This is a genomic window from Agromyces sp. 3263 (assembly GCF_031456545.1).
GTDB lineage: Bacteria > Actinomycetota > Actinomycetes > Actinomycetales > Microbacteriaceae > Agromyces.
This window is the reverse complement of sequence record NZ_JAVDUV010000001.1, coordinates 630,061-654,985: the sequence shown is the minus strand read 5'-3', so window position 1 is coordinate 654,985 and position 24,925 is coordinate 630,061. Positions and strand designations below refer to the sequence as shown.

Here is a 24,925-nt window from a genome sequence, read left to right as displayed (position 1 = left end):
ATGGCCATCGCTCCCGACACCCGGGCGCTCACCACCCGTGACGCCGGGCCGCGCGCCCGCCGCGCCCCGTCGAGCCAGATCCCCGGATCCAGCCGCAACGCGTACTGGCTCTACCTCGTGCCCGGCCTCGCCCTGCTGGCCGTCATCATCGTCATCCCGCTGGTCTGGAACGTGTACCTCACGTTCACCGACTACCGCGGCATCCGACCGCCCGAATGGATCGGGCTCGACAACTGGATCGAGCTCGCCGGCGACTCGGTGTTCTGGACCTCGTTCGGCAACTCGATCGCCATGATCGTCGCGATGGTCGTGGTGCCGACCCTCCTGGGGCTCGTGCTCGCGGCCATGCTCTTCGACCTCATCGGCAAGAAGTTCGGCGGCCGGCTGGCCAGCTTCCTGCGGGCCACCTACTACCTCCCGCAGATCCTCCCCGCGGTCATCGCGGCCATCGTGATCGGCTGGATCCTGCGCCCCCAGAACGGCGCCCTCAACCAGATGCTCGAGGCCGTCGGCCTCGGCGCGCTGCAGCAGAACTGGCTCGGCGACCCCGACACGGCGCTGCCGAGCATCATGGTCATCATGATCTGGGTGCAGCTCGGCTACCCGATCGTCATCTTCATGGCCGCGCTGCAGCGCGTCGATCCCGAGCTCTACGAGGCGGCCGAGCTCGACGGCGCGAACTGGTTCCAGCGCTTCCAGGCGATCACCGTCGGCATCATCCGCCCCGAGATCTTCGTGGTCACGCTCACCTGCACGATCGCCGCCCTCAAGGTGTTCGGGCCGATCTACGCCCTCACGGGCGGCGGCCCCGGCACAGCCACCATCGTGCCCGCGTACTACGCGTACAGCGAGTTCTTCCAGTCCCAGCAGGTGGGGTACGGCGCGACGATCGCGACCGCACTCACCGTCGTCATCGCCGCGGTCAGCGTGGTGTTCATCCTCGTGCAGAACCGCGTGGAGCAGAAGGAGGAGGCACGATGAGCGCCGTACTCGACGAGGCCACCGCGACCCTCGACGCCTCCGTCGAGGAACCGAAGCCGGCACGGCCGGGCCGCGGCGGCACCCGGCGCAAGACGCTGGGGGACTGGATCGTGCTGCTCGTGGCGATCGCGCTCGGCCTGCTCATCGCGGTGCCGTTCCTGCTCATCCTCATCAACTCGTTCAAGTCGCCGACCGACTACAACACGTCGGGCCCGCTGACCCTGCCGACGTCGCTGTACTTCGACGGCATCACCGCGTTCTGGGAGCGCGTGGACTTCCCGCAGAAGCTGTGGAACAGCGTGTTCATCTCGGGGGTCGTCGCGGTCCTCGCGGTGCTGCTCTCGATGCTCAACGCGTTCGCGCTCGGCATCGGCCGGGTCAAGGGCCGCCTCTGGATCGTCGTCGTCATCCTGCTCGCCAACATGCTGCCGCAGGAGGTGCTGCTCTACCCGCTCTACTTCATGTTCAAGGAGGTCGGCCTCTACGACAGCCAGTGGGCCGTGATCATCATCTTCACGGTCATCCAGTCGGCGTTCGGCACCTACCTGCTCGCGTCGGTCTACGGCACCTTCCCGAAGGAGCTGCTCGAGGCGGCCTCCCTCGACGGCGCCAGCCGCTGGCAGATCCTGTGGCGGGTGGTCTACCCGATCTCGCGGCCGACGCTCTCGGTGCTGCTGATCTTCTTCTTCATCTGGACGTGGAACGAGTTCCTGATCCCGCTCACGTTCCTGGTGTCGAACGACACGCAGACCGTGCCGGTGGCGATCACCGTGCTGCAGGGCGACCGGCTCATGGATGTCACCACGACGAGCGCGTCGGCCCTGCTCGGCCTCATCCCCACCCTCGTCTTCTTCCTCATCTTCCAACGCACCCTCACCCGGGGCATCACCGCAGGAGCAGTCAAGTAACCATGAAGTTCACCGATGGGTTCTGGCACACGCGACCTGGCGTCGAGGCGCTCTACGCCCAGGACGTGCGCGACCTCGCGGTCGACGGCGACGAGCTGATCGCCTGGGCGTCGACGCGGGTCGTGGAGCGGCGCGGCGACACCCTCAACCGCCCGATGCTCACGGTGTCGTTGGCGAGCCCCGCCGAGGGCGTCATCCGGGTGCGCGTCGAGCACCACCGGGGCGGTCGGCGCGACCCCGGCTTCGAGATCGCGACGGATGCCGCATACCGGCCGGCGCTCGCCGTCGACGACGAGGGTGGCGTCGTCGACGCCGGCTCCGTGCGTGCGCGCGTGCGCCGCGGGGCGCCGTGGGAGCTGACGTTCGAGCGGGGCGGAGACGGCGGCGGGGGCGGCGGCGAGGGCCAGCCCGGCGACGGCGCGGACGGCGTCTACACGGCCAGCGGTCACAAGTCCGTGGGGTACGTGCAGCTCGCGCCTGGCGCGCCGGTCGCCGCGGAGCCCGCGGGAGTGGCCGGCATCACGACGACCGGCCTCGCCGAGGCGTCCGCGTACCTGCACACCCAGCTCTCGCTGGGCGTGGGCGAGCTCGTGTACGGACTCGGCGAGCGGTTCGGCCCGCTCGTGAAGAACGGCCAGACGGTCGACATCTGGAACGCCGACGGCGGCACGTCGAGCGAGCAGGCCTACAAGAACGTGCCGTTCTACCTGACGAACCGCGGCTACGGCGTGCTCGTGAACCACGCGGGGCACGTGTCGTTCGAGGTCGGCTCGGAGGCCGTGGAGCAGGTGCAGTTCTCGGTGGCCGGGGAGTCGCTCGAGTACTTCGTGATCGCCGGGCCCACGCCCGCAGAGGTGCTCGACCGGTACACCCGGCTCACCGGCCGCCCCGCACGGGTGCCCGACTGGTCGTACGGGCTGTGGCTCTCGACGAGCTTCACGACGGACTACGACGAGGCGACGGTGAACTCGTTCATCGACGGCATGGCCGAGCGCGACATCCCGCTCGAGGTGTTCCACTTCGACTGCTTCTGGATGCGCGAGTTCCACTGGACCGACTTCGAGTGGGATCCGGCCGTCTTCCCTGATCCCGAGGGCATGCTCGCGCGCCTCCACGAGCGCGACCTGAAGGTCAGCGCGTGGCTGAATCCGTATCTCGCGCAGCGGTCGCGGCTCTTCCACGAGGGCGCCGAGCGCGGGTACCTCGTGCGCCGGCCCGACGGGTCGGTCTGGCAGTGGGACCTCTGGCAGGCGGGCATGGCGCTCGTCGACTTCACGAACCCCGAGGCGACGACGTGGTTCCAAGCGCACGTGCGCACGCTCCTCGGCCAGGGCGTCGACGCGATCAAGACCGACTTCGGCGAGCGGGTGCCGATCGACGTCGTGTGGCACGACGGCAGCGACCCCGAGTCGATGCACCACCGCTACACCGACCTCTACAACCGTGCCGTGTTCGAGGTGCTCGAGGAGGTGCGCGGCGTGGGCGAGGCGGTGCTCTTCGCCCGCTCGGCGACCGCGGGCGGCCAGTCGATGCCCGTGCACTGGGGCGGCGACAACTCGTCGTCGTTCACCTCGATGGCCGAGAGCCTGCGCGGCGGCCTCTCGCTCGCGTTCAGCGGCTTCGGCTACTGGAGCCACGACATCGGCGGGTTCGAGGGCGACCCCGACCCCGCCGTGTTCAAGCGCTGGCTCGCATTCGGGCTGCTCTCGAGCCACTCGCGCCTGCACGGCTCGACGAGCTATCGGGTTCCATGGGCGTTCGACGACGGCTCGGAGGCGCCGGGCCAGAGCGCGGTCGAGGTGGCGCGGACGTTCGCGAAGCTCAAGGCGTCGCTGCGGCCCTACCTCGTCGCGGCCGGCGAGGAGGCGCACCGCACCGGGCGGCCGATCATGCGGCCGATGCAGCTCGAATTCCCGGGCGACCCCGCCGTCGCCCACCTCGATCGGCAGTACCTGCTCGGGCCGAGCCTGCTCGTCGCGCCGGTGTTCTCGGCCTCGGGTGAGGTGGAGTACTACCTGCCGGCCGGCCGGTGGACGAACTGGTTCACGCGCGAGGTCGTCGAGGGCGGTGGCTGGCGGCGCGAGGTGCACGGCTTCGACACGGTGCCGCTCTGGGTGCGCGAGGGCGCAGTCGTGCCCATCCTCGAACCGGACGGCACGCTGGCGCAGTTCCCCGGTTGACCTCGCGCGGCGCGCTTCCACGGCATCGGTCCCGTCGCAACTTTCGGGCCTAGAATTCGAAACATGGAAACGGATGCCGCAGACGGCCGTGTCACGCTCGCGAGCGTGGCCGAGGAGGCGGGCGTCTCGCTGTCCACGATCTCGAAGGTGCTGAACGGCCGGGCGGATGTCTCGCCGCCCACCCGCGCCCGCGTCGAGCAGCTCCTCGCCGATCGCGGCTATCGGCGCCGCGGCGGCGGCCGTTCCGAGTCGCGTGCCGAGCTCATCGAGCTCGTCTTCCACGAGCTCGACCCGATCTGGTCGATGGAGGTCATCGGCGGCGTCGAGCAGGTGGCCAAGGAGCACGGGCTCAGCGTCGTGCTCACCGTGAGCGGCAGCCGGCACGCGCCCGACCCCGACTGGATCGAGGGCGTCATGCGCCGTCGCCCGGTCGCCATCGTCCTGGTGTTCTCCGAGCTCGCGCCCGAGTACCGGGAGCGCCTGCACTCGCGGGCGATCCCGTTCGTCATCGTCGACCCCGCCGGCGACCCGTCGCCCGATGCGCCGTCGGTGGGCTCGGCGAACTGGTCGGGCGGGCTCGCGGCCACGCGGCACCTCATCGAGCTCGGCCATACGCGCATCGCCGCGATCACCGGCCCCGAGGACATGATGTGCTCGCTCGCCCGGGTCGACGGCTACCGCTCGGCGATGAACTCCGCGGGTCTCGCCATCGATCCCGACTGGATCCGGTTCGGCGACTTCCACGTGAGCGGCGGCCGGGAGCGCGCCCGCGAACTGCTGGGCCGCGACGACCGGCCCACCGCGATCTTCGCCGGCAGCGACATGCAGGCGCTCGGGGTCATGGAGGCGGCGCGCGAGCGCGGCATCCGGGTGCCCGAGGAGCTCTCGATCGTCGGCTACGACGACATCCCGCTCGCGCGCTGGCTCACACCCCGGCTCACGACCGTGCACCAGCCACTGCGCCGCATGGGGGAGGAGGCGGCCAGGCTCGCGATCCGGCTCGCCGACGAGCTCGACCACGAGCACGGTGCGACGGATGCCGCGTCGGGGGCGACCGGGTCGGCGCCCACCCCGCGCATGGACCTCGCGACGAGCCTCGTCGTGCGGGAGAGCACGGCACCGCCGGCGGGCTAGGGGAGGACCCGGCCGGCCGCGGAGGTCCGCGGAACGCGCGGAACCCGCGCCATCAGCGCGCCGGCGCGTGGACCAGGCTGAGCCGGTCGAAGTCGGCCCATGCCGCGGCCGCTGCGCCGTGTGCGTCTGCCGCAGGCTCGCCGACCACGAACACCCCGCCGACGACGCCGACGAACCCGCCTCCCTCACTCGGGCTCAGCGGCGAGAGGTCGACGGTGCCGACCGGGATGCGCCGTTCACCGGACTCGGCCCGGGCGACGGCCGCGAAGCCGTCGATCTCGAGCACGAGCCCGACGCGGCCTGCGGGCACGTCCACGACGCCGAGCGCCCGCTCGTCTCCGTCGACGTGGAGGACGAACTCGACCACGCGTCCGGTCGTGCGGGCGGTGTCCGCGCTGTCCGTGCTGCCCGTGCTGCTCGAGCGCACACCCAGGCTGACGAACCGGTCGTCGGTGAGCCGCAGCGCCAACCCGGCGAGCAGGCCTGGCGACGCGGCATCCGGCGTCTCGACGACCGTCGCGAGCGTCGCGACCGGCTGCTCGAGGCGGAAGCCCGCGAAGGCGTGCGCAACCGGCTGCTCGAGGCCGCGCGACACGGCGGAGAGGCGCAGGAATCCCGGTCGCGCGTCCAGCCGCGCACGGAGCGCTTCCGGGGCGGTGCGCACCTGCAGCAGTTCGGGATGCGGCGTCGAGCTGTCGAAGTCATCGACCAGGGTGCTCGCGCCGGGGGCCGGCTCGTCCGCCCAGGGAACCTCGACCTCGTCGGCGAGCCGGCCGGATCCTGGCGCGAAGACGGGCCAGCCGTCCTCGAACGCGACGGGAACGAGCCACGTCTCGCGTCCCTGCAGCGCATCGACTCGCGCCCCGTCGCCGTCGCGGAGGGGCCGTCGTCTCGTCGCCAGCGCCGTCGCCCACCACCCGCCGCGTCCGTCGTCGACGAGGTCGGCATGCCCGACGTTCGCCACGTCGACGCCGCCGCCGAGATGACGGTGGGTGAGCAGCGGGTTGGCCCGCGACCCGGTGAAGGGTCCGATCGGGCTCGGGCCGCGCGCGGCGCTCACGGCGTGGTGGCGCTCGGTGCCGCCCTCGCTCGCGAGGAGCAGGACGTCATCGCCCGCGTCGCCGATGCCGCGATAGAGATGCGGGCCCTCCGCCCACACCGCGCCCTCCACCGCGCCGTGCCAGACGACGTGCTCGTCGCCGACGAGCGACATCGTGGCGAGCTCGAGCTCGCGCACCCAGACCTCGGTCTGCTCGGGCCAGTCGCCGGGATCGGCGAGCCGCGTGCCGCACCACCACGCGCGCCCGTCGTCGTCGAAGAGGATCGACGGGTCGATGCCGGGGGCGTCGTCGATCCAGGCCGGATCCGACCACGGCCCCGCCGGATCCGTCGCGGTCAGCACGAAGCTGCCCTGCCGGCCCTCGCCGCCGACGAGGGTGCACGCCACGAAGAACCGGCCGTCGTGGTGGCGGATCGTCGGCGCGAAGAGCCCGCCCGACGCCGCCACGGACGACAGGTCGAGCTGCTCCTCACGGTGCACCGCGTGGCCCACGAGCTCCCACTCGACGAGGTCGCGAGAGCGGTGCACGGGCAGCCCCGGGAAGTACTCGAACGTCGAGGTCACCACGAAGAACTCGTCGCCCACCCGGCAGATGCTGGGATCGGGGTGGAATCCCGGCAGCACCGGGTTGCGTGCCGCGGTCACGGCGATTCGGCGCCGATCGGCTGGGCCGACCACACGGGGTGCAGGGCGCGGGTGTGGTCGACGACGCGCACCGGCCCGACGAGCTCGACGGTCGCCTGCAGCGCCAGGTCGGAGCTCGACCGCCCGAAGCCCAGCACGAGCGAGCCGGGTTCGACGATGCGACGACCGTCGCGGCCGGTGAACGAGGCGAGCTCGGCCGGCACCTCGACGTCGAGGCGCACGGATGCCCCGGGGCCCAGCTCCACGCGCTCGAACCCGATCAGTCGCTGCACCGGTCGCACCACCGAGGCCACGGGGTCGTGCAGGTACAGCTGCACGATCTCGGCTCCGGCACGGTCGCCGGTGTTCTCCACGGTGAGCGACAGCCGCAGCGCGCCGTCGGTGGACGCCTCGCCCGCCGTCACCTCGAGGTCGCGCCAGGCGAACGTCGTGTAGCCGAGCCCGTGTCCGAAGGGGTACCTCGCGGTCGGGTCGATGTTCGACACGCCGTTGCTGCGAGCGAGCGTCGACGCCAGGTAGGTCGACGGCTGCGCACCGGGCGTGGCCGGCACGCTCACGGGCAGGCGCCCGCTCGGGTTCACCCGTCCCGAGAGGATGGCCGCCACGGCGCGGGTGCCCTCCTCGCCCGGGAAGAACGCCTGCACGATGCCGGCAGCGCGCTCGGGCGCCGTGCCGAGCACATACGGACGGCCCGCGAGGAGCGTGAGCACGGTGGGAGTGCCGGCGTCGAGCACGGCCTCGAGCAGTGCGCCCTGCGCGCCGGGCAGGTCGAGGCTCTCGGCGTCGCAGCCCTCACCGCTGGTGCCCCGGCCGAAGAGGCCGGCCCGGTCCCCGAGCGCGAGCACGACGAGGTCGGCGGATGCCGCGAGCTCGACCGCGGGCGGGATGCCGTCGATCTCCGCGCCGTCGATCGAGGTCCCGGGCGCCAGCGTGATCTCGCTGTCGGGGAACTCCGCGCGTAGGGCCTCGACGAGCGTGGGCAGTTCGATGCCCAAGCCGCTCTCGGGGTGGTGCACGCCGACGTGCGTGGGGAACGCGTAGCAGCCGAGCACCGCGAGCGGGTCGTCGGCGGTCGGGCCGATCACCGCGATGCGGGCAGGGGCGACCACGGGCAGCGTGCCGTCGTTGTGCAGCAGCACGATCGCCTGCTCGGCGATGCGACGGGCGAGCGCGCGGTTCTCGGCGGGGTCGAGGTCGATCGTGCCCTTGGCAGCGCTCGCCGCCGGCGGCGCCGCCGGGTCGTCGAGCAGGCCGAGCTCCACCTTCTGCACGAGCACGCGCAGCAGGGCCCGGTCGATGACCGCCTCGTCGACGCGGCCGTCGGCCACGGCACGCACGAGCGGCTCGCCGAAGGCGTGCACGGTGGGCAGTTCCACGTCGATGCCGGCCTCGAGCGCGGCCGCGGCCGCCTCGCCGAGGTCGCCGGCGGTGCCGTGCAGGGTCTGCAGGAACGCGACCGAGAAGTAGTCGGCGACGACGGTGCCGTCGAAGCCCCACGTCTCCCGCAGGAGTCCGGTGAGCAGGTCGCGGTCGGCGGCCGTGGGCACGCCGTCGAGGTCGGTGTAGGCGTTCATCACCGAACGCGGCTTCGCCTCGCGCACCACCATCTCGAACGGCGGCAGCAGCACGTCGGCGAGCTCCCGTGCCCCGACGGAGACGGGCGCCAGGTTGCGGCCCGCCCGCGACGCCGAGTACCCGACGAAGTGCTTGAGCGTCGCCACGATCCCGGATGCCTCGAGCCCGCGCACGTACGCCGTGCCGACCGTGCCGACGAGGTACGGGTCCTCGCCCATGGTCTCCTCCACGCGACCCCAGCGGGCGTCGCGCACGACGTCGAGCACCGGGGCGAGCCCCTGGTGCACGCCGACCGAGCGCATGTCGGCGCCGATCCGGCGGGCCATCTGCTCGACGAGGCCGGGATCGAAGGTGGCGCCCCACGACAGCGGCACCGGATAGGCGGTCGCGCCGTGGGCGGCGAAGCCGGCGAGGCATTCCTCGTGCACGAGCGCCGGGATGCCGAACCGGCTCGACGCGACGATGCGCTCCTGCAGCCGGGCGAGCGACTGGGCGCCGACCGCCGCGTCGACGGGTGCGGTGCCGAAGGCGCGGGTGACCTGGCCGAGTCCCTTGGGGAGCAGGGTATCGAGGTCGACGTCGCCCGTCATCTCGTGCTGGTGGGGTGCCACGTCGGCGCCGTCCGCCGAGGCCCCCATCCAGATGCCGTAGAGCTGGGCGATCTTCTCCTCGAGGGTGAGCTCGGCGATGAGGGCGCTCGCACGGACGGTCGGGGTCAGCGACCGGTCGCGCCACGGGGCATCCGTCGTCACGCGGTCCCTCGCGGCATCCGTCGTCGACGCGGCATCCGTCGTCGTGGACTGGATCGACGTCATCGGCTCGGTCATCCCTTCACCGCCCCGGTGAGGCCGCCGACGATGCGGCGCTCGAAGATGCTGAAGAAGATGAGGGCGGGGATCATCGACAGCGACGTGAAGGCGAGCACCTTGGCGGTGTCGACCGAGTACTGCGAGGCGAACGCCTGCACGCCGAGCGGCAGGGTGAACGAGTCCTCGTTGTTCAGGATGAACAGCGGCAGGATGTAGCTGTTCCAGCTCGCGATGAAGGCGAGGATGCCGACGGTGATGACGCCGGGCAGCGCCAGCGGCACCACCATGCGCCAGAAGAACCCGAGCCGCGAGGCGCCGTCGATGGAGGCGGCCTCCTCGATCTCGTCGGGGATGGCGCGCAGGAACGGCACGAGGATGATGATCGTCGTCGGCAGGGCGAAGGCGATCTGGGGCAGGATGATGCCGGCCAGCGAGTTCATCAGGCCGAGGTTGCGCACCACGATGTACAGCGGCGTGATGGCCACGGTCATCGGGAACATCAGGCCCGCGGCGAAGAGCGCGTAGAGGAGCCCGCGCGCCTTGAACTGGTAGCGCGCGAGCACGTAGCTCGCCATGAGGCCGAGGGCGACGACCCCGATCGTCGTGACGACGGCGGCCACCGTGGAGTTGGCCACCTCGCCCCAGAAGGTCGTGCTGCTGAGCACCCCGGCGTAGTTCTTCGTCACCCAGGGGTCGGGCATGCCCGAGGGGTCCGCGGTGATCTGCGCGTTGGTGCGGAAGCCGCCGATGATGATGTACAGGATCGGCGCCAGCATGAGCGCGACGACCACGAGGGCGCCGAAGTAGATCGCGGGGCTGCCCCAGGGCAGCCGGCCGTTGCGCGGTCGTCTGGCCCGTGGGATGGCGATGGCCGAGGCGGTCATGGCTCGCTCCGTTCGGTGAGGGCGCCGGCCGTGTCTCGGCGCAGCACGAAGCGCTGGTAGACGAGGGCGACGACGAGAGAGATGAGGAAGAGCACGACCGCGACCGCGTTGCCGTAGCCGTAGTTGCCGGCGTTGCGGCCGTTGGCCACCATGTAGGTCGCCATGGTGGAGGTGCCCGCGGTCGAGGCGATGTACTGGCCCCAGATGATGTACACGAGGTCGAACAGCTGCAGCGAGCCGATGATGGACAGGAACGCCCAGATGCGCAGGGTCGGACCGAGCAGCGGGAGCGTGATGCGCCGCTGGATCTGCCAGTACGAGGCGCCGTCGATCTGCGCGGCCTCGGTGAGCTCCTGCGGGATGCCCTGGAGCCCGGCGAGGAAGAGGATGACGGCGAAGCCGACGTACTTCCACGTGATGATGCCCAGCAGCGTCCAGATCGCGAGGTCGGGGTTCGAGAGCCAGTCCTGGGTGAAGGCGCCGAGTCCGACCTTGTCGAGCAGGCCGTTGAGCGCGCCGTCGGACTGGAGCATGAGGCTCCAGCCGGTGCCGACCACGACCTCGGCGATGACGTAGGGCACGAAGATGAGCACCCGGATCAGCGACTGGCCGCGCATCGGACGGTTGAGCAGCAGTGCGAGCAGCAACGCCACCGGGCCCTGCAGCACGAGCGACATCACGACGATGACGAGGTTGTGCCAGAGGGCTTCCTGGAACGTGGGGTCCTGGAAGATCGTGACGTAGTTCTGCAGGCCGATGAAGTCGGTGGGCGGGCCGTAGCCCTTCCACTTGAAGAAGCCGTAGTAGCCGGCCATGACGACCGGGAAGATGACGAAGCCGAGGAAGATCACGAGGGCCGGGCCGACGAGCACGGCGATCTCGAGGACCTTCCGCCAGTCGCGCCGGCTGCGACGCGCGACCGGGGCCGGCGCGTCGCCGGCCCCGCGCAGGGCCGGGGACGAGAGCTCGTCCCCGGCCCGCACGTCGTCCGCCGGGGCTCGCCTCGGTGCGGGGGAGCTGGTGCGAACGTTCATGGTGCGAGAGCCTCTCAGCCCTTCTTGATGGCGTCTTCGACGGCGTCGACGATGCCCTGGGCGTCACCCTTGCCGGCGAGCAGGTCGACGACGCCCACGTTCAGTGCGTTGCCGACGTTCTGGCCGAGCAGCGTGTCGAGCCACACGGACACGTACGGCGCGTCGTTGTACGAGGCGAGCACCTCCTGCAGCGCCGGGTCGGTCACGACGCCCTGTGCGTCCTTGTTCGCCGGCAGGGTCACGAACGCGTCGGCGTAGGCCTCCTGCTGCGCCTTCTGCGAGGCGAACTCGAGGAATTCGGCGCACTCCTTGGGTGCGTCGACGTAGCAGCTGTAGCCGTCGACGCCGCCCATCATCGCGCCCTCGCCGCCGTCGCCGCCGTCGACGGCCGGGAAGGGGAACCAGCCGAGGTCGGGGAGCGGCTTCTCGTCGGGCGTGAGCGAGGCGATCACTCCCGGGTCCCAGGCGCCCATGAGCTCCATGGCGGCCTTGTGGTTGGCGACCAGGCCGGCCGACGAGCCGGCGCCCTGCTGCGCGGAGGTGGTGAGGAAGCCGTCGTTGTAGGGCTCGGTGGCGGCGAAGTCCGCGAGGTCCTGGCCCGCGCGCAGGAAGCACTCGTCGGAGAAGCTCGGGTCGGTCGCGAGTGCGGCCACGACGTCCTCCGAGCACTCCCGCAGCACGAAGAAGTAGTACCAGTGGGCGGCGGGCCACGCGTCCTTGGCGCCGAGCGCGATGGGGGCGACGCCGGCGGCCTTGAGCTTGTCGACGTCCTCGCTCAGCTCGTCGAAGGTGGTGGGAGGCGCCGTGATGCCGGCCTGGGCGAACAGGTCCTTGCTGTAGTAGATCCCGCCGGGCAGCACCGAGGACGGCACGCCGTAGATCTTGTCGTCGACCGAGAGGGCGGCGAGTGAGGCGTCGCCGAGCGCGGTCTTCGTGTCGTCCGAGAGCTGGTCGGTGAGGTCCTGCACCTGGCCGGCCTCGACGACGGCCGCGAGCTTGCCGCCGCCGCGCGCCATGAAGATGTCGGGTGCATCACCCGAGTTCAGGGCGGTCTGGAGCTTGCCGTCCATGTCCTCGTTCTGGATGGACTGGATCTTGATGTCGACGCCCGGGTGCTCGGCCTCGAAGTCCTTGGCGGTCTGCTCCCAGTAGGCCTTGCCGGGGCCGGTGGTGGAGTTGTGCCAGAAGCTCAGCTCGGTCGAACCGTCGCCCGAGTCGTCACCCCCCGCGGCGCACCCGGCGAGGGTGCCGACGGCGAGTGCGGCCACGGCTCCCAGCGTGACGAGCCGTGACATGCTGCGTCTGTTCATCTTTGAACCTCTCGAAAGTTTCGACGACTACGTCGAAAGTGATCTGGACGCCTCGAATAGTACGTGGCTTCGCATTTGGGGTCAAGCGCAACAAATTGGGCGCGCCGCTGGGACGCCGGATCCGGCCGCCCCTAGAGTGGTCGCGTGGCAGACCGGCCCGGAACCTTCGACGGCGTCCACCGTCGAAACCTCTCGAAACTCCTCGCGCTCGTGCACCTCGAGGGGCCGCTGTCGCGCGCCCGCCTCACCGCGGCGACCGGCCTCAACCGCTCCACCGTGGCCGCCCTCGCGGGTGAGCTCGTCGATGCTGGCCTCGTGGAGGAGCGGGCGCCCGACCCGACCAACCGCGTCGGCCGGCCCTCGCCGGTCGTCGCTCCGCACCCCGACGTGATGGCCGTCACCGTGAACCCCGAGGTCGACGCCGTCACGATCGCCGCGGTCGGCCTCGACGGCCGCATCGCCGTGCGCGAGCGCCTCGAGGTCGACCACCTCGTCACGCCGGAGGAGACCGCCGACCTCGTGGGGCGCACCATCGAGCGCTGGCGAGGCGACGTGCTCGGCTCCAGCCGGTTGGTCGCGGTCGGCCTCGCGGTGCCCGGACTCGTGCGGGCGTCCGACGGCCTCATCCGACTGGCGCCGCACCTGGAGTGGACGGATGCCCCGCTGCGCGCCCTCGTCGAGGCGGCCACCGGGCTGCCCGCCTTCGTCGGCAACGACGCCAGCCTCGGCGCCCTGGCCGAGCACCTCTTCGGAGCCGGTCGCGGCGTCGATGACATCGTCTACCTGAACGGCGGCGCGAGCGGCATCGGCGGCGGCCTCATCGTGCACGGGCAGCCGATCGGCGGCTCGGGCGGCTACGCCGGCGAGTTCGGCCAGAACCGACCCGGCATCCCCTCGGCCGAGGATCGTCGCGCGACGGGCGGCGTGCTCGAGGACGAGGTGAGCCGCGCCCGCCTCCTCGCCGTCGTGGGGCTGCCCGCCGCCGACGAGCCGACGCTCGCGTCGGCCCTCGCGGCCGCGCTCGCGGAGCCGGACACGCCCGAGGCGACCGAGGTCGCGGCCGAACTCGCGCGGCAGCGCCGCATCCTGTCGACCGCGCTTGCCAACGCCGTCAACGTGCTGAACCCGTCGCTCGTGGTGCTCGGCGGGTTCCTCGCCACGGTGGCCGAGAGCGACCCCGACGCGCTCGCCGCGGCGGTCGCCGCGCAGGCGATGCCCGCCGCGGGTGAGGAGCTCGTCATCCGGATCGCCGCCCTCGGCGAGGACCGGCTGGCGATCGGCGCCGCCGAGCTCGCGTTCGAGCGGCTGCTCGCGGATCCCCTCTCGGAGGGCTGATCGAAGCGCTCGGGATGCGTATTCCCCGTTGCGTGGTGGGGGGAGGCATCCGCTAGAATCGTTCACAGTCGAATCGATTCGAGGCCTCCCGACGGCCGAGATCGCCTCACGACGGCATCCCGCGTGGATGCCGTCGTTCCTGTTTCCCGGCGTCCGAGGGCGTGCGCCGCCGCACTCGAGCACGCCCAGGATCAGCATGTCCTCAACCGCCTCCATCCCCATCATCCGGCCCGACGACTACTCGGCGCCGGCGCACCCCGGTGACCTCCTCTCCCGGCGCCAGCGTCTCGTCTACGTGCTCGTGCTCGGCGCGCTCACCGCGCTCGGGCCGTTCACGATCGACCTCTACCTGCCGGCGTTCCCGGTGCTCCAGTCCGAGCTCGGCGTCAACGCCGCGGCGGTGCAGCTCACCCTCACCGGTACCATGATCGGCTTCGGCCTCGGCCAGCTCATCGTCGGCCCGTGGAGCGACAAGGTCGGTCGCCGCCTGCCGCTCATCCTCGCCACCGCGCTGCACATCGCGGCATCCGTCGCGGCGGCGCTCGCGCCCGACATCGCCTGGCTCATGGCGTTCCGACTGCTGCAGGGCTTCGGCGCGGCCGCCGGCGGCGTGGTCGCCATGGCGATGGTGCGCGACCTGTTCGGCGGCAAGCCGCTCGTGCGCATGCTCTCGCGGCTCGCGCTCGTCAACGGCCTCGCGCCGGTGCTCGCACCCGTCATCGGCTCGCAGCTGCTCAACGTCATGGACTGGCGCGGCGTGTTCGTCGTGCTCGCGATCTACGGCGCCGTGGTGCTCCTCGCGGTCGCGTTCCTGATCGTCGAGACCCTGCCCGAGTCCCGCCGCCACGTCTCGGGCCACTCGACGCTGCGCGACCGCTACGCGGCGCTCTTCCGCGACCGTGTGTACCTCGGCGCGGCGATCGTCGGCGGCATGACGTTCACGGGCCTCTTCGGCTACCTCTCGACGTCGTCGTTCCTGTTCCAGGAGGTCTACCACTTCAGCGCGCAGCAGTACGGACTGCTGTTCGCGGTGAACTCCATCGGCATCATCATCGGCGTGCAGACGAGCTCGCGCCTCATGCGCGGGTCGGTGCAGCCGCAGTGGATCCTCGCGATCATGACGATGGTGCACCTCGCGATGGCGGTCGCGATCATCGTGCTCGACAGCGCCGACGCCGGCTTCTGGGGCGTGGCGATCCCGCTGTGGTTCTACATCCTCGCCTGCGGGTTCTCGTTCCCCGCGGTGCAGGTGCTCGCCCTTGCGCACCACGGCGCCGAGGCCGGCACCGCCGCGTCGCTGCTCGGCGCGCTGAACTTCGGCCTCGCCGGGGTCATCTCGCCGCTGATCGGCCTCATGGGGGTCGGCAGCGCGGGCCCGATGGCCCTCATCATGGCGCTCGCCGCCGTGGTGGCGATCGCCGCGCTCTGGGGACTCGTACGGCCCAAGACGGTGCCGCCGCTCAGCGACTGACCGGCGTCGGATGCCGCGGCGACCTGCTGCGGCATCCGCCCGTCGCTCGACCGCGCCGCGGCACCGGACCACGCCCGCCGATGTCAAGGGGCGCGCGCCGCGGCATCCGATCGCGCAGACCTTGGCTAGCGTGGACGGATGACGGACCGCGACGAGGAGCCGACCCGCCGACCCGCCGACGCGCTCGACACGTCAGCGCGCGACGTCGACGCGGCCGAAGTGGACGCCCCCGAGGCGGAGGCGCCCGACACCGAGGCCGAGGCCGCCGGCCACGACGAGACGCCGGCCGCCGTCGACGACCTGCATCCCGTGCAGCGGGAGGCGCGGGCCCGCCGGCTCGGGCGACGCGTGCCGCTCGTGGCCGGGATCGTCGCGGTCGTCATGGCCGCACTCCTGGGCCTCGTGATCATGGCGCGCTTCGACGGACTGCCCTTCGAGTTCGACGAGGAGTGGGCCGAGGAGCTGTTCGAGGCGCGCGGACCGGTCGGCGACATCTTCGCCTTCTTCATGAACGACCTGGGTGGCGGGGTCTTCGGCGTCTTCGTCGTGCCGATCGTCACGGCGGTGGTGCTCCTCATCTGCCGAAGGCCGTGGGGCGCGCTGTACTTCATCGTCGCGTCGATCGCGAGCGCGGGTGCCGTGCAGCTGCTGAAGAACCTCTTCGGCCGGGCGCGGCCCGAGGACATCCTCGTGCACTCGGACTTCGGCTCATTCCCGTCGGGGCATGTGGCGAATGCGGCGACGATCGCGGTGGCGATCGGGGTGATCGTGCCGATCGTCTGGGTGTGGATCAGCGGCGCGGCGTACACCGTGCTGATGGCCGTGAGCCGCACGTATCTGGGCGCGCACTGGCTCTCGGACACGCTGGGCGGACTCCTCGTGGGTGCGGGCGCCGCCCTCGTGCTCTGGGCGGTCTTCGCGACGCCGCTCGAGCGCGAGCGCCTCGCGTGGATCGCCCGCGTGTCCAAGCGCAACGCCGAGCGGGCGCAGGCGCACGTGACGCCACCCGCACGGCCTCGCGACACCGCGGCCTGACCGTCGCCCGCGAGTACAACGTTGTAGAGTTGTCGCTCAGGAATCGAGGAGGCCGTCCATGGCGTCGACGCTGCACGATGTCGCGAAGCTCGCCGGCGTCTCCATCAAGACGGTGTCGAACGTCATCAACGACTATCCGCACATCCGTCCGGCCACCCGGGCGCGCGTGGAGGCGGCCGTCGCCGAGCTCGGCTACACGCCGAACCTCACCGCCCGCAGCCTGCGGTCGGGCCGCACCGGCGCGATCGCGCTCGCGGTGCCCGACCTGGGCCTCAGCTACTTCGCCGAGCTCGCGGCATCCGTCATCGAGGCGGCCGAGGAGGCCGGGGTCGTGGTGCTCGTCGAGCAGACCGGCGGAGACCGCGACCGCGAGATCGAGCTGCTGCGCAGCCCGCGCCTGAAGATGACCGACGGGCTGATCTTCAGCCCGCTCGGCATGGGGCAGGAGGACGTCGAGCGGCTCGAGGTGCCGTACCCGCTCGTCGTCCTCGGCGAGCGCATCTTCGACGGCCCGGCCGACCACGTGACGATGCAGAACGTGGAGGCGGCCCGCGCAGCCACGCAGCTGCTGCTCGAGTCGGGCCGGCGCCGCATCGCCGTCATCGGCGCGCACGAGGGCGAGGTCATCGGTTCTGCGGGCCTGCGCCTGCGCGGCTATCGCGAGGCGCTGGATGCCGCGGGCGTGCCGTTCGACGAGTCGATCATCGGCTACACCACACTCTGGCATCGGTCGAACGGCGCCAGGTGCCTGCACGAGCTGCTCGACCGCGGCGTGGACTTCGACGCGGTCTTCGGCCTCAACGACACGCTCGCGCTGGGTGCGATGCGCGCCCTGCAGGAGTCGGGACGCCGCGTGCCCGAGGATGTCGCCGTGATCGGGTTCGACGACCTCGACGAGGCGCGCTACACGATCCCGTCGCTCACGACGGTCGACCCCGGGCGGGAGTGGATCGCCCGCACGGCGGTAAGGACGCTCCTGCAGCGCATCGAGGGAGCTGACGAGGCGGGGCCTCCGCGACTGCTCCTGGCGGACTTCACGATCGCCGAGCGCGAGTCCGCGCGACCGCGTCCGGCGTGAGCGAAGACCGTCCGTCACGGTCTCGTCATGCGGCTTGACATCGGGCGGATCGCACGGCACCATGTCTCTACAACGTTTACTTTACAACGTTGTAGAAGTCTCGGAACTCACCGTGGAGCCCCCTCGTGCGGCGAGTTCGAGCACATCGCCAGAGACAACGGTGTCAGCACCGCGAGAGGAACGAACACAGCCATGAAGTCGAAGATCCTGGCCGCGAGCGGCGTCATCGCCGTGGCCGCCGCCGCGCTCACGGGCTGCTCGGCCGGCGAGGCCGAAGCATCCTGCACCAACGAGATCACGAAGCCCGACGCGACGCAGGTGAGCGTCTGGGCCTGGTATCCCGCCTTCGAAGACGTCGTCGACCTCTTCAACGAGAACCACGACGACGTGCAGATCTGCTGGACGAACGCCGGCCAGGGCAACGACGAGTACACGAAGTTCTCGACGGCCGTCGAGTCGGGCTCGGGCGCTCCCGACGTCATCATGCTCGAGTCCGAGGTGCTCTCGAGCTTCTCGATCCGCGACGCGCTCGTCGACCTCACCGAGTTCGGCGCCGACGACGTGAAGGGCGACTACACCGAAGGCGCATGGAAGGACGTCTCCAGCGGTGACGCCGTGTATGCGATCCCGGTCGACGGCGGCCCGATGGGCATGCTCTACCGCAAGGACATCCTCGACCAGTACGGCATCGCCGTGCCCACGACGTGGGACGAGTTCGCGGCGGCTGCACAGGCGCTGAAGGACGCGGGCGCGCCCGGGGTGCTCGCCGACTTCCCGACCAACGGCCGTGCCTACAACCAGGCCCTGTTCGCGCAGGCCGGCTCCGTGCCGTTCGCCTACGACAACGCCGAGCCGACCTCGATCGGCATCGACGTGAACGACGAGGGCTCGAAGAGCGTGCTCGCCTACTGGGACCAGCTCGTCAAGGACGGCCTCGTCGCGACCGACGACGCCTTCACCGCCGACTACAACACGAAGCTCGTCGACGGCAGCTACGCGATCTACGTCGCCGCGGCGTGGGGCCCCGGCTACCTCGGGGGCCTGTCCGACGCCGACGCCGACGCCGAGTGGAAGGCGGCGCCGGTTCCCCAGTGGGATCCCGCCAACCCCGTGCAGATCAACTGGGGCGGCTCGACGTTCGCCGTGACCAGCCAGGCCAAGGACAAGGAGGCGGCCGCGGTCGTCGCCAAGGAGGTCTTCGGCACCGAGGAGGCATGGAAGATCGGCATCGAGAAGGCCGCGCTGTTCCCGCTCTGGAAGCCGATCCTCGAGTCCGATTACTTCCGCGACCTCGAGTACCCGTTCTTCGGCGGCCAGCAGATCAACAAGGACGTCTTCCTTCCGGCGGCGGCGGGCTACACCGGCTTCACGTTCAGCCCGTTCCAGAACTACGCCTACGACCAGCTGACCGAGGAGCTCTACGCGATGGTGCAGGGCGAGAAGGGCTCCGACCAGGCGCTCGACGACCTGCAGGCCTCGCTCGAGCAGTACGCCACCGAGCAGGGCTTCACCCTCCAGTGACCGGATGCCGCGTCCCGGCGCCCGCCGGGACGCGGCACCCCTCGCACGCACCGATGAAGGAAGCGAGACCATGACCACGCACTCGACCCTGGCCGCACCCGCCGCGGCCGTGGCGCCCGCGACGCCCGCGAGGCGGCGCGCGCCCCGAGGGGGATCGAAGCTCGAGCAGCGTCGCCAGCGCTGGGGGTGGCTGTTCGTCTCCCCGTTCCTCCTGGTGTTCGCGCTCTTCCTGATCTTCCCGCTGTTCTACGCCTTCGGCATGAGCCTGTTCACCTCGACGCTCGCCACGGGCACGAAGTTCACCGGCATCGACAACTACCTGAAGGCATTCAGCGACCCCCTCTTCCTCGAGGGCCTCCTGCGCGTGGCGGCATTCGCGGTGGTGATGATCCCGGCCCAGCTCATCGTGGCGATGGCCGCGGCGCTCGTGCTAGACACGCTCGTCACCCGCCTCGCGAGCCTCTCGCGGCTGCTGATCTTCGCGCCGTACGCGATCCCGGTCGTCATCGGCGCGCTCATGTGGAGCTTCCTCTACAGCCCCCGGTTCGGCCCGGGCGCGACGCTGTTCGACCTCATCGGCCAGCCGACGCCCGATTTCCTCGCCTCCGATACCGTCTTCGCGAGCCTCGTCAACATCGTCACGTGGCAGTGGTCGGGCTACTACATGGTCGTCATCTACGCCGCCCTGCGGTCGATCGACCCGGCGATCTACGAGGCGGCGCGCATCGACGGCGCCAACGGCTGGCAGACGGCCACCCGCATCAAGGTGCCGATGATCTCGTCCTCCGTCGTGATGGTCATCACGTTCGCCCTCATCGGCACGCTGCAGTTCTTCACCGAGCCGGTGGTGCTCCGCAACATCGCGCAGGGCGCCATCGACGCGGCGTACACCCCGAACATGTACGCGTACTCGCTGGCGTTCTCCTACAGCCAGTTCAACTACGCGTCGGCCATCGCGTTCTCGCTCGGCATGCTCGTGTTCGCGGGGTCCTTCGTCTTCCTCTTCCTCACGCGCAAGCAGAGCGGACTCAAGTGATGAGCGTCTTCGCCCCTCGCGCCGACGTGCGCGACGAACCCCTGACCACCGTCACCGGCGTGCCCTCGCGGACCGACCGCGGCGCCTCCGATCGCCGCCGCCGCAACGGCGGGCGCCGCATCGGCTCGCAGGCGTTCCTGATCATCCTCGCGATCTACTTCGTCTTCCCGATCTGGTGGCTCGTCGTGGCCGCGACGAAGAACACGTCGGGCCTGTTCGGCTCGAGCCCGTTCTGGTTCGACGACCACTTCGCCCTCTTCGAGAACATCGCGGGGCTGTTCACCCACCAGGGCGGCATCTACTGGCGCTGGCTCGCGAACTCGTTCGTCTACGCGTTCGCCGGCGGTATCGGGGCGACCGTGCTCGCGATCCTCGCGGGATACGGCTTCGCGAAGTACCGGTTCCGAGGCCGTGGCGCCGTGTTCACGATCATCCTCGGCTCCGTCATGGTGCCGCTCACGGCGCTCGTGATCCCGACGTTCATGCTGCTGAGCCAGTACGGTATCATCAACACGCCGTGGGCCGTCATCCTGCCGAGCCTGCTCAGCCCGTTCGGCGTGTACCTGATGCGCGTCTACACGCAGGACGCCGTGCCCGACGAGATGCTCGAGGCCGCCCGCATCGACGGCGCGGGCGAGCTGCGCACGTTCTTCCAGGTGGCGCTGCCGCTGCTCCGGCCGGCGATCGTCACGGTCCTGCTGCTCTCGGTGGTCGGCACCTGGAACAACTTCTTCCTGCCGCTCGCCGTGCTCACCGACCCCGACCTGCTGCCCGTCACCGTCGGCCTGAACCGATGGACGGCGCTCTCGAACGCGGGCGCGGGCGGTGAGCAGGTCTGGAACCTCATCACGACGGGCTCGTTCGTGTCGATCCTGCCGCTGATCCTGTCGTTCCTGTTCCTGCAGCGCTACTGGCAGGGCGGCCTCGCCATCGGCAGCATCAAGTAGGCCGAGCCCAGACCAGCGGATGCCGCGAGCCGGCGCCTCCGAGAAGACCACCGCACCCAGACAGAAAGCAGTCCATGCCCACCGCACGCCTGACCATCGACCCGCACTTCACCATCGGGCCCGTCAACCGGCGCGTCTTCGGCGGCTTCGTCGAACACCTCGGCCGGCACGTCTACGACGGCATCCACGAGCCCAGCCACCCCACCGCCGATGCCGATGGCTTCCGCGCCGACGTCGTCGAGCTCGTGAAGGAGCTCGGCGTCTCCACGATCCGCTACCCGGGCGGAAACTTCGTCTCGGGCTTCCGCTGGGAGGACAGCGTCGGGCCCCGCGAGGAGCGGCCGCGGCGCCTCGACCTCGCCTGGCACTCCACCGAGACGAACGAGGTGGGCCTGCACGAGTTCGCCGGCTGGCTCGACCAGGTGGGCAGCGAGCTGATGCTCGCCGTGAACCTCGGCACCCGGGGCACGCTCGAGGCGCTCGACCTGCTCGAGTACTCGAACATCGCGGGGGGCACCGCCCTCTCGCAGCGCCGCATCGACAACGGCCGCACCGACGCGTTCGGCGTGAAGATGTGGTGCCTCGGCAACGAGATGGACGGCCCCTGGCAGCTCGGCCACCGCTCGGCGGAGGACTACGGCAAGCTCGCGTCCCGCACCGCGAAGGCCATGCGCCAGCTCGACCCGTCGGTCGAGCTCGTGGTCTGCGGTTCGTCGAGCGCGCACATGCCGACGTTCGGCGAGTGGGAGCGCGTGGTGCTCTCGCACACCTACGACGACGTCGACTACATCTCGTGCCACGCGTACTACGAGGAGAAGGACGGCGACCTCGGCAGCTTCCTCGCCTCGGCGGTCGACATGGACGGTTTCATCGAGACGGTCGTCGCGACCGCCGACCACGTGAAGGCCGTGCGTGGCAGCGACAAGACCGTGAACATCTCGTTCGACGAGTGGAACGTCTGGTACCTCTCCCGGTTCCAGAACGTCGACAAGATCGAGGGACTCGACAACTGGCCCGTCGCGCCCCGCCTGCTCGAGGACGTGTACTCCGTGGCCGACGCCGTGGTGTTCGGCAACCTCATGATCTCGCTCATCAAGCACGCCGACCGGGTCACGAGCGCCTCGCTCGCGCAGCTCGTGAACGTCATCGCGCCGATCATGACGGAGCCCGGCGGCCCGGCGTGGCGGCAGACGACGTTCTTCCCGTTCTCGATCACCTCGCGGCTCGCGCAGGGGGAGGCGCTCGAGCTGAAGCTCGATGCGCCGACGTACGAGACGAAGGAGTACGGCGAGGTGCCGCTCGTCGACGCCGTGGCCACGCACGACCGCGAGACCGGCCGCACGGCGGTGTTCCTCGTGAACCGCAGCCAGGACGAGGCGCTGACCCTCACGATCGACATCGCGACGCTCGGCGGCGACCTCTCGGTGCTCGAGGCCCATACCCTGTCCGACGACGACGTGTACGCGAAGAACACCCTCGAGGAGCCCGAGCGCGTGGCCCCGCGGGCGAACGACTCCGTGGGCATCGACGGCGGCGAGCTCACCGTGACCCTGCCGCCGGTGTCGTGGACCGCGATCTCGCTCGGCTGACGCCCGGCGCGGCGCGGCGGTCGTCCATGCCGCCGCGCCGCGCCGCATTCCGATCGGGGATCGCGCTCGTCGCGGGATCCGCCCTGCTGATGCTGATGCCGGCGCTCGCCGGCTGTACGCCGACGTCTGGTGCGTGGCAGCTGTCGGGCGACCTGTCGACGCACGACCCGGCGCTCGCGAAGGACGGCGACACCTGGTACGTCTACTCGACCGGCAACGGCACGGTCGCCGACGGCAACGTGCAGATCCGCTCGTCGTCCGACGGCCGCACCTGGCGGTACGAGGGCGAGGTGTGGCAGGAGAAGCCCGCGTGGATCGCCGAGGCGGTGCCGGGGGTCGACAACCTGTGGGCGCCCGAGCTCGTCGAGCACGACGGCAGCTGGTACCTCTACTACTCCGCGTCCCGGTTCGGGAAGAACTCCTCGGTGATCGCCCTCGCGACGAACACCACGCTCGATCCCGATGACCCGGCGTACGAATGGGTCGACCGAGGGCCGGTCATCGAGTCCACGTCGGGCGACGACTTCAACGCGATCGATCCGGGCGTGGCGACCGACGAGGGCGGCACGCCGTGGATGTCGTTCGGCTCGTTCTGGAGCGGCATCCGCATGGTCGAGCTCGCGTGGCCGAGCGGACTGCGCGCCGATGACGCCGAGCCGCTCCGCCTCGCCGACCGCGGCGCGCCGCCGAACGCCATCGAGGCGCCGTACCTCGTCGAGCACGACGGCGACTGGTTCCTCTTCGTCTCGCGCGACGCCTGCTGCCAGGGGGCCGACAGCACCTACAAGATCGCGGTCGGCCGAGCGGATGCCCCGACAGGGCCGTTCGTCGATCGCGACGGCGTCCCGCTGCTCGCGGACGGCGGCACGGTGCTGCTCGAGACCGAGGGGCACCGCATCGGACCCGGCGGGCAGTCGGTGTGGGATGGGATGATGGCGCTGCACTACTACGACGGCGACCTGAACGGGCAGTTCCAGCTCGCGCTGCTGCCGCTCGGCTGGGATGCCGAGGGGTGGCCCGAGCTGCACTGGTGAGGAGCACGATGGAACGCAACTGGGCCGGCAACCTGACCTATCGGGCGCAGCGGATCGTGCATCCGTCATCGCTGGAGGAGCTGCAGGAGGTGCTCGCCGGCGACGGACCGTTCCGGGTGCTCGGCACCCGGCACTCGTTCAACGACCTCGCCGACACCGAGGGCACCCTCATCGCGACCGACCGGCTGCCGGTCGACGTCGACGCCTCGAGCGCGCCCGGTGCCGTGCGGCTCACGGGTGCGCCGAGATACGGCGACCTCGCGCCGATACTGCAGCAGAAGGGCCTCGCGCTCGCGAACCTCGCCTCGCTGCCGCACATCTCGGTGCCCGGCGCCGTCGGCACCGGCACGCACGGATCGGGCGACGGCATCGGCTCGCTCGCCACGGCCGTGCGCGGCATCGGGTTCATCACGCCGAACGGCGAGTCCCGCACCCTCGTGCGCGGCGACGCCGACTTCGCGGGGGCCATCGTGCACCTCGGCGCCCTGGGCGTCGTCACGGGGCTCGAGCTGGACGTCGAGCCGACCTACGACGTCGCGCAGACCGTGTACGAGGCGCCCGCGTGGGATGCGATCCTCGCCGACCTCGACGCGGTGACCTCGCTCGGCACGAGCGTCAGCATCTTCACGCGGTGGTCCCGCACCGACGTCGCCGACCAGCTCTGGGTGAAGCAGCGGCTGCCGTTCGACGCGGATGCCGCGGAGCGGCGTCGTACGGTCGTCGAACGACTCGGCGCCCACGCGGCGACCCAGGCGCGGCATCCGATCATCGGGCTGCCGGCCGACGCGTGCACGGAGCAGCTCGGAGCGCCGGGCCCGTGGTTCGAACGCCTGCCGCACTTCAGGCTCGAGTTCACGCCGTCGGCGGGGGAGGAGCTGCAGTCGGAGTACCTCGTGCCCAGGGCCGATGCGGTGGCGGCGCTCGAGGCGGTGCGGGGCCTCGCCGACCGCATCGCGCCGCTGCTGCAGGTGTGCGAGGTGCGCACGGTGCGCGGCGACGACCTGTGGCTGAGCGGGGCGTACGGCACCGAGGTGGTCGGCCTCCATTTCACGTGGGTGCGCGACGAGCCGGCGGTCACCGCCCTGCTGCCCTCCATCGAGGCGGCACTGCCTGCGACCACCCGCCCCCATTGGGGCAAGGTGTTCACGCTGCCGGGCGACGAGGTGCGGCGCCGCTACCCCCGCTGGGACGACTTCGCCGCGCTCCGGGCCCGCTTCGACCCCGAGGGCCGCTTCCGCAACGCCTACCTCGCGCGACTCGGCCTCTGAGTCAACGCGCGGACGTTGCCCGCGCCACCCGGCGCGCTGGAATCCCGTTCGCGCGCCGGAATCCTCCGCACATGGGATTCTGCTGCGCGAG

Annotated in this window: 19 protein-coding genes; 14 read left to right on the top strand and 5 right to left on the bottom strand. The window is 70.9% G+C overall.

The features are described 5' to 3' along the window. The 4 genes from J2X63_RS02915 to J2X63_RS02900 all read left to right on the top strand — a co-directional run bounded on the left by J2X63_RS02915 (position 1) and on the right by J2X63_RS02900 (position 5,203). The gene (locus tag J2X63_RS02915) at positions 1–981 is read left to right on the top strand and encodes a sugar ABC transporter permease (RefSeq protein WP_309973715.1); all 981 of its coding nucleotides are present in this window, start codon (positions 1–3) and stop codon (positions 979–981) included. Beyond that, a complete protein-coding gene (locus J2X63_RS02910; protein WP_309973713.1) occupies positions 978–1,889 on the top strand; it encodes a carbohydrate ABC transporter permease in 912 nt (303 codons plus the stop codon). Before J2X63_RS02915 ends, J2X63_RS02910 begins: the two co-directional genes overlap by 4 nt. A 2-nt stretch (positions 1,890–1,891) precedes the next feature. Continuing rightward, positions 1,892–4,069 (top strand): alpha-xylosidase, encoded by a 2,178-nt coding sequence (yicI, locus tag J2X63_RS02905; protein WP_309973711.1) that lies wholly within the window; start codon positions 1,892–1,894, stop codon positions 4,067–4,069. A 63-nt stretch (positions 4,070–4,132) separates the two neighbouring features. Continuing rightward, positions 4,133–5,203, top strand: coding sequence for a LacI family DNA-binding transcriptional regulator (locus J2X63_RS02900; protein WP_309973709.1), 1,071 nt, complete (start codon positions 4,133–4,135; stop codon positions 5,201–5,203). A 52-nt stretch (positions 5,204–5,255) separates the two neighbouring features. Here J2X63_RS02900 and J2X63_RS02895 read toward each other — a convergent pair whose 3' ends face one another. From J2X63_RS02895 to J2X63_RS02875, 5 genes are read right to left on the bottom strand one after another with little or no spacing between them, the layout of a single operon-like run. Beyond that, positions 5,256–6,908, bottom strand: a complete 1,653-nt coding sequence (locus J2X63_RS02895) for a family 43 glycosylhydrolase (RefSeq protein ID WP_309973707.1) — start codon at positions 6,906–6,908, stop codon at positions 5,256–5,258. Then, positions 6,905–9,310, bottom strand: coding sequence for a glycoside hydrolase family 3 N-terminal domain-containing protein (locus tag J2X63_RS02890; protein ID WP_309973705.1), 2,406 nt, complete (start codon positions 9,308–9,310; stop codon positions 6,905–6,907). Before J2X63_RS02890 ends, J2X63_RS02895 begins: the two co-directional genes overlap by 4 nt. Continuing rightward, the gene (locus J2X63_RS02885; RefSeq protein ID WP_309973703.1) at positions 9,307–10,176 is read right to left on the bottom strand and encodes a carbohydrate ABC transporter permease; all 870 of its coding nucleotides are present in this window, start codon (positions 10,174–10,176) and stop codon (positions 9,307–9,309) included. The genes J2X63_RS02890 and J2X63_RS02885 overlap by 4 nt, the downstream gene beginning before the upstream one ends. Further along, positions 10,173–11,210, bottom strand: a complete 1,038-nt coding sequence (locus J2X63_RS02880) for a sugar ABC transporter permease (RefSeq protein WP_309973701.1) — start codon at positions 11,208–11,210, stop codon at positions 10,173–10,175. The genes J2X63_RS02885 and J2X63_RS02880 overlap by 4 nt, the downstream gene beginning before the upstream one ends. A 14-nt stretch (positions 11,211–11,224) precedes the next feature. Further along, positions 11,225–12,520 carry an extracellular solute-binding protein gene (locus J2X63_RS02875; RefSeq protein WP_309973699.1) on the bottom strand — a complete coding sequence of 432 codons (1,296 nt, stop codon included), beginning with the start codon at positions 12,518–12,520 and terminating at the stop codon, positions 11,225–11,227. 144 nt (positions 12,521–12,664) lie between these two features. Here J2X63_RS02875 and J2X63_RS02870 point away from each other — a divergent pair, with 144 nt between their 5' ends. The 10 genes from J2X63_RS02870 (at position 12,665) to J2X63_RS02825 (ending at position 24,834) form a co-directional block, all read left to right on the top strand. Continuing rightward, positions 12,665–13,855 (top strand): ROK family transcriptional regulator, encoded by a 1,191-nt coding sequence (locus tag J2X63_RS02870; protein WP_309973697.1) that lies wholly within the window; start codon positions 12,665–12,667, stop codon positions 13,853–13,855. 196 nt (positions 13,856–14,051) lie between these two features. Then, positions 14,052–15,326 (top strand): multidrug effflux MFS transporter, encoded by a 1,275-nt coding sequence (locus J2X63_RS02865; protein ID WP_309973695.1) that lies wholly within the window; start codon positions 14,052–14,054, stop codon positions 15,324–15,326. Positions 15,327–15,464: 138 nt separating this feature from the next. Continuing rightward, the gene (locus tag J2X63_RS02860; protein WP_309973693.1) at positions 15,465–16,361 is read left to right on the top strand and encodes a phosphatase PAP2 family protein; all 897 of its coding nucleotides are present in this window, start codon (positions 15,465–15,467) and stop codon (positions 16,359–16,361) included. A 58-nt stretch (positions 16,362–16,419) separates the two neighbouring features. After that, a complete protein-coding gene (locus J2X63_RS02855; protein ID WP_309973691.1) occupies positions 16,420–17,439 on the top strand; it encodes a LacI family DNA-binding transcriptional regulator in 1,020 nt (339 codons plus the stop codon). A 192-nt stretch (positions 17,440–17,631) separates the two neighbouring features. Next, entirely contained in the window at positions 17,632–18,960 is a 1,329-nt protein-coding gene (locus J2X63_RS02850; protein ID WP_309973689.1) for an extracellular solute-binding protein, read from the top strand. A 70-nt stretch (positions 18,961–19,030) separates the two neighbouring features. Next, complete coding sequence (locus J2X63_RS02845; RefSeq protein WP_309973688.1) at positions 19,031–19,996, top strand: sugar ABC transporter permease; 966 nt, start codon at positions 19,031–19,033, stop codon at positions 19,994–19,996. Further along, complete coding sequence (locus tag J2X63_RS02840) at positions 19,996–20,943, top strand: carbohydrate ABC transporter permease (RefSeq protein WP_309973686.1); 948 nt, start codon at positions 19,996–19,998, stop codon at positions 20,941–20,943. The genes J2X63_RS02845 and J2X63_RS02840 overlap by 1 nt, the downstream gene beginning before the upstream one ends. Positions 20,944–21,017: 74 nt before the next feature. Next, complete coding sequence (locus J2X63_RS02835; RefSeq protein WP_309973684.1) at positions 21,018–22,532, top strand: alpha-N-arabinofuranosidase; 1,515 nt, start codon at positions 21,018–21,020, stop codon at positions 22,530–22,532. A gap of 26 nt (positions 22,533–22,558) precedes the next feature. After that, entirely contained in the window at positions 22,559–23,566 is a 1,008-nt protein-coding gene (locus J2X63_RS02830) for an arabinan endo-1,5-alpha-L-arabinosidase (RefSeq protein ID WP_309973682.1), read from the top strand. Positions 23,567–23,574: 8 nt separating this feature from the next. After that, on the top strand, positions 23,575–24,834 hold the full coding sequence (locus J2X63_RS02825) for a D-arabinono-1,4-lactone oxidase (protein WP_309973680.1): 1,260 nt from the start codon (positions 23,575–23,577) through the stop codon (positions 24,832–24,834). Positions 24,835–24,925: the final 91 nt, after the last annotated feature.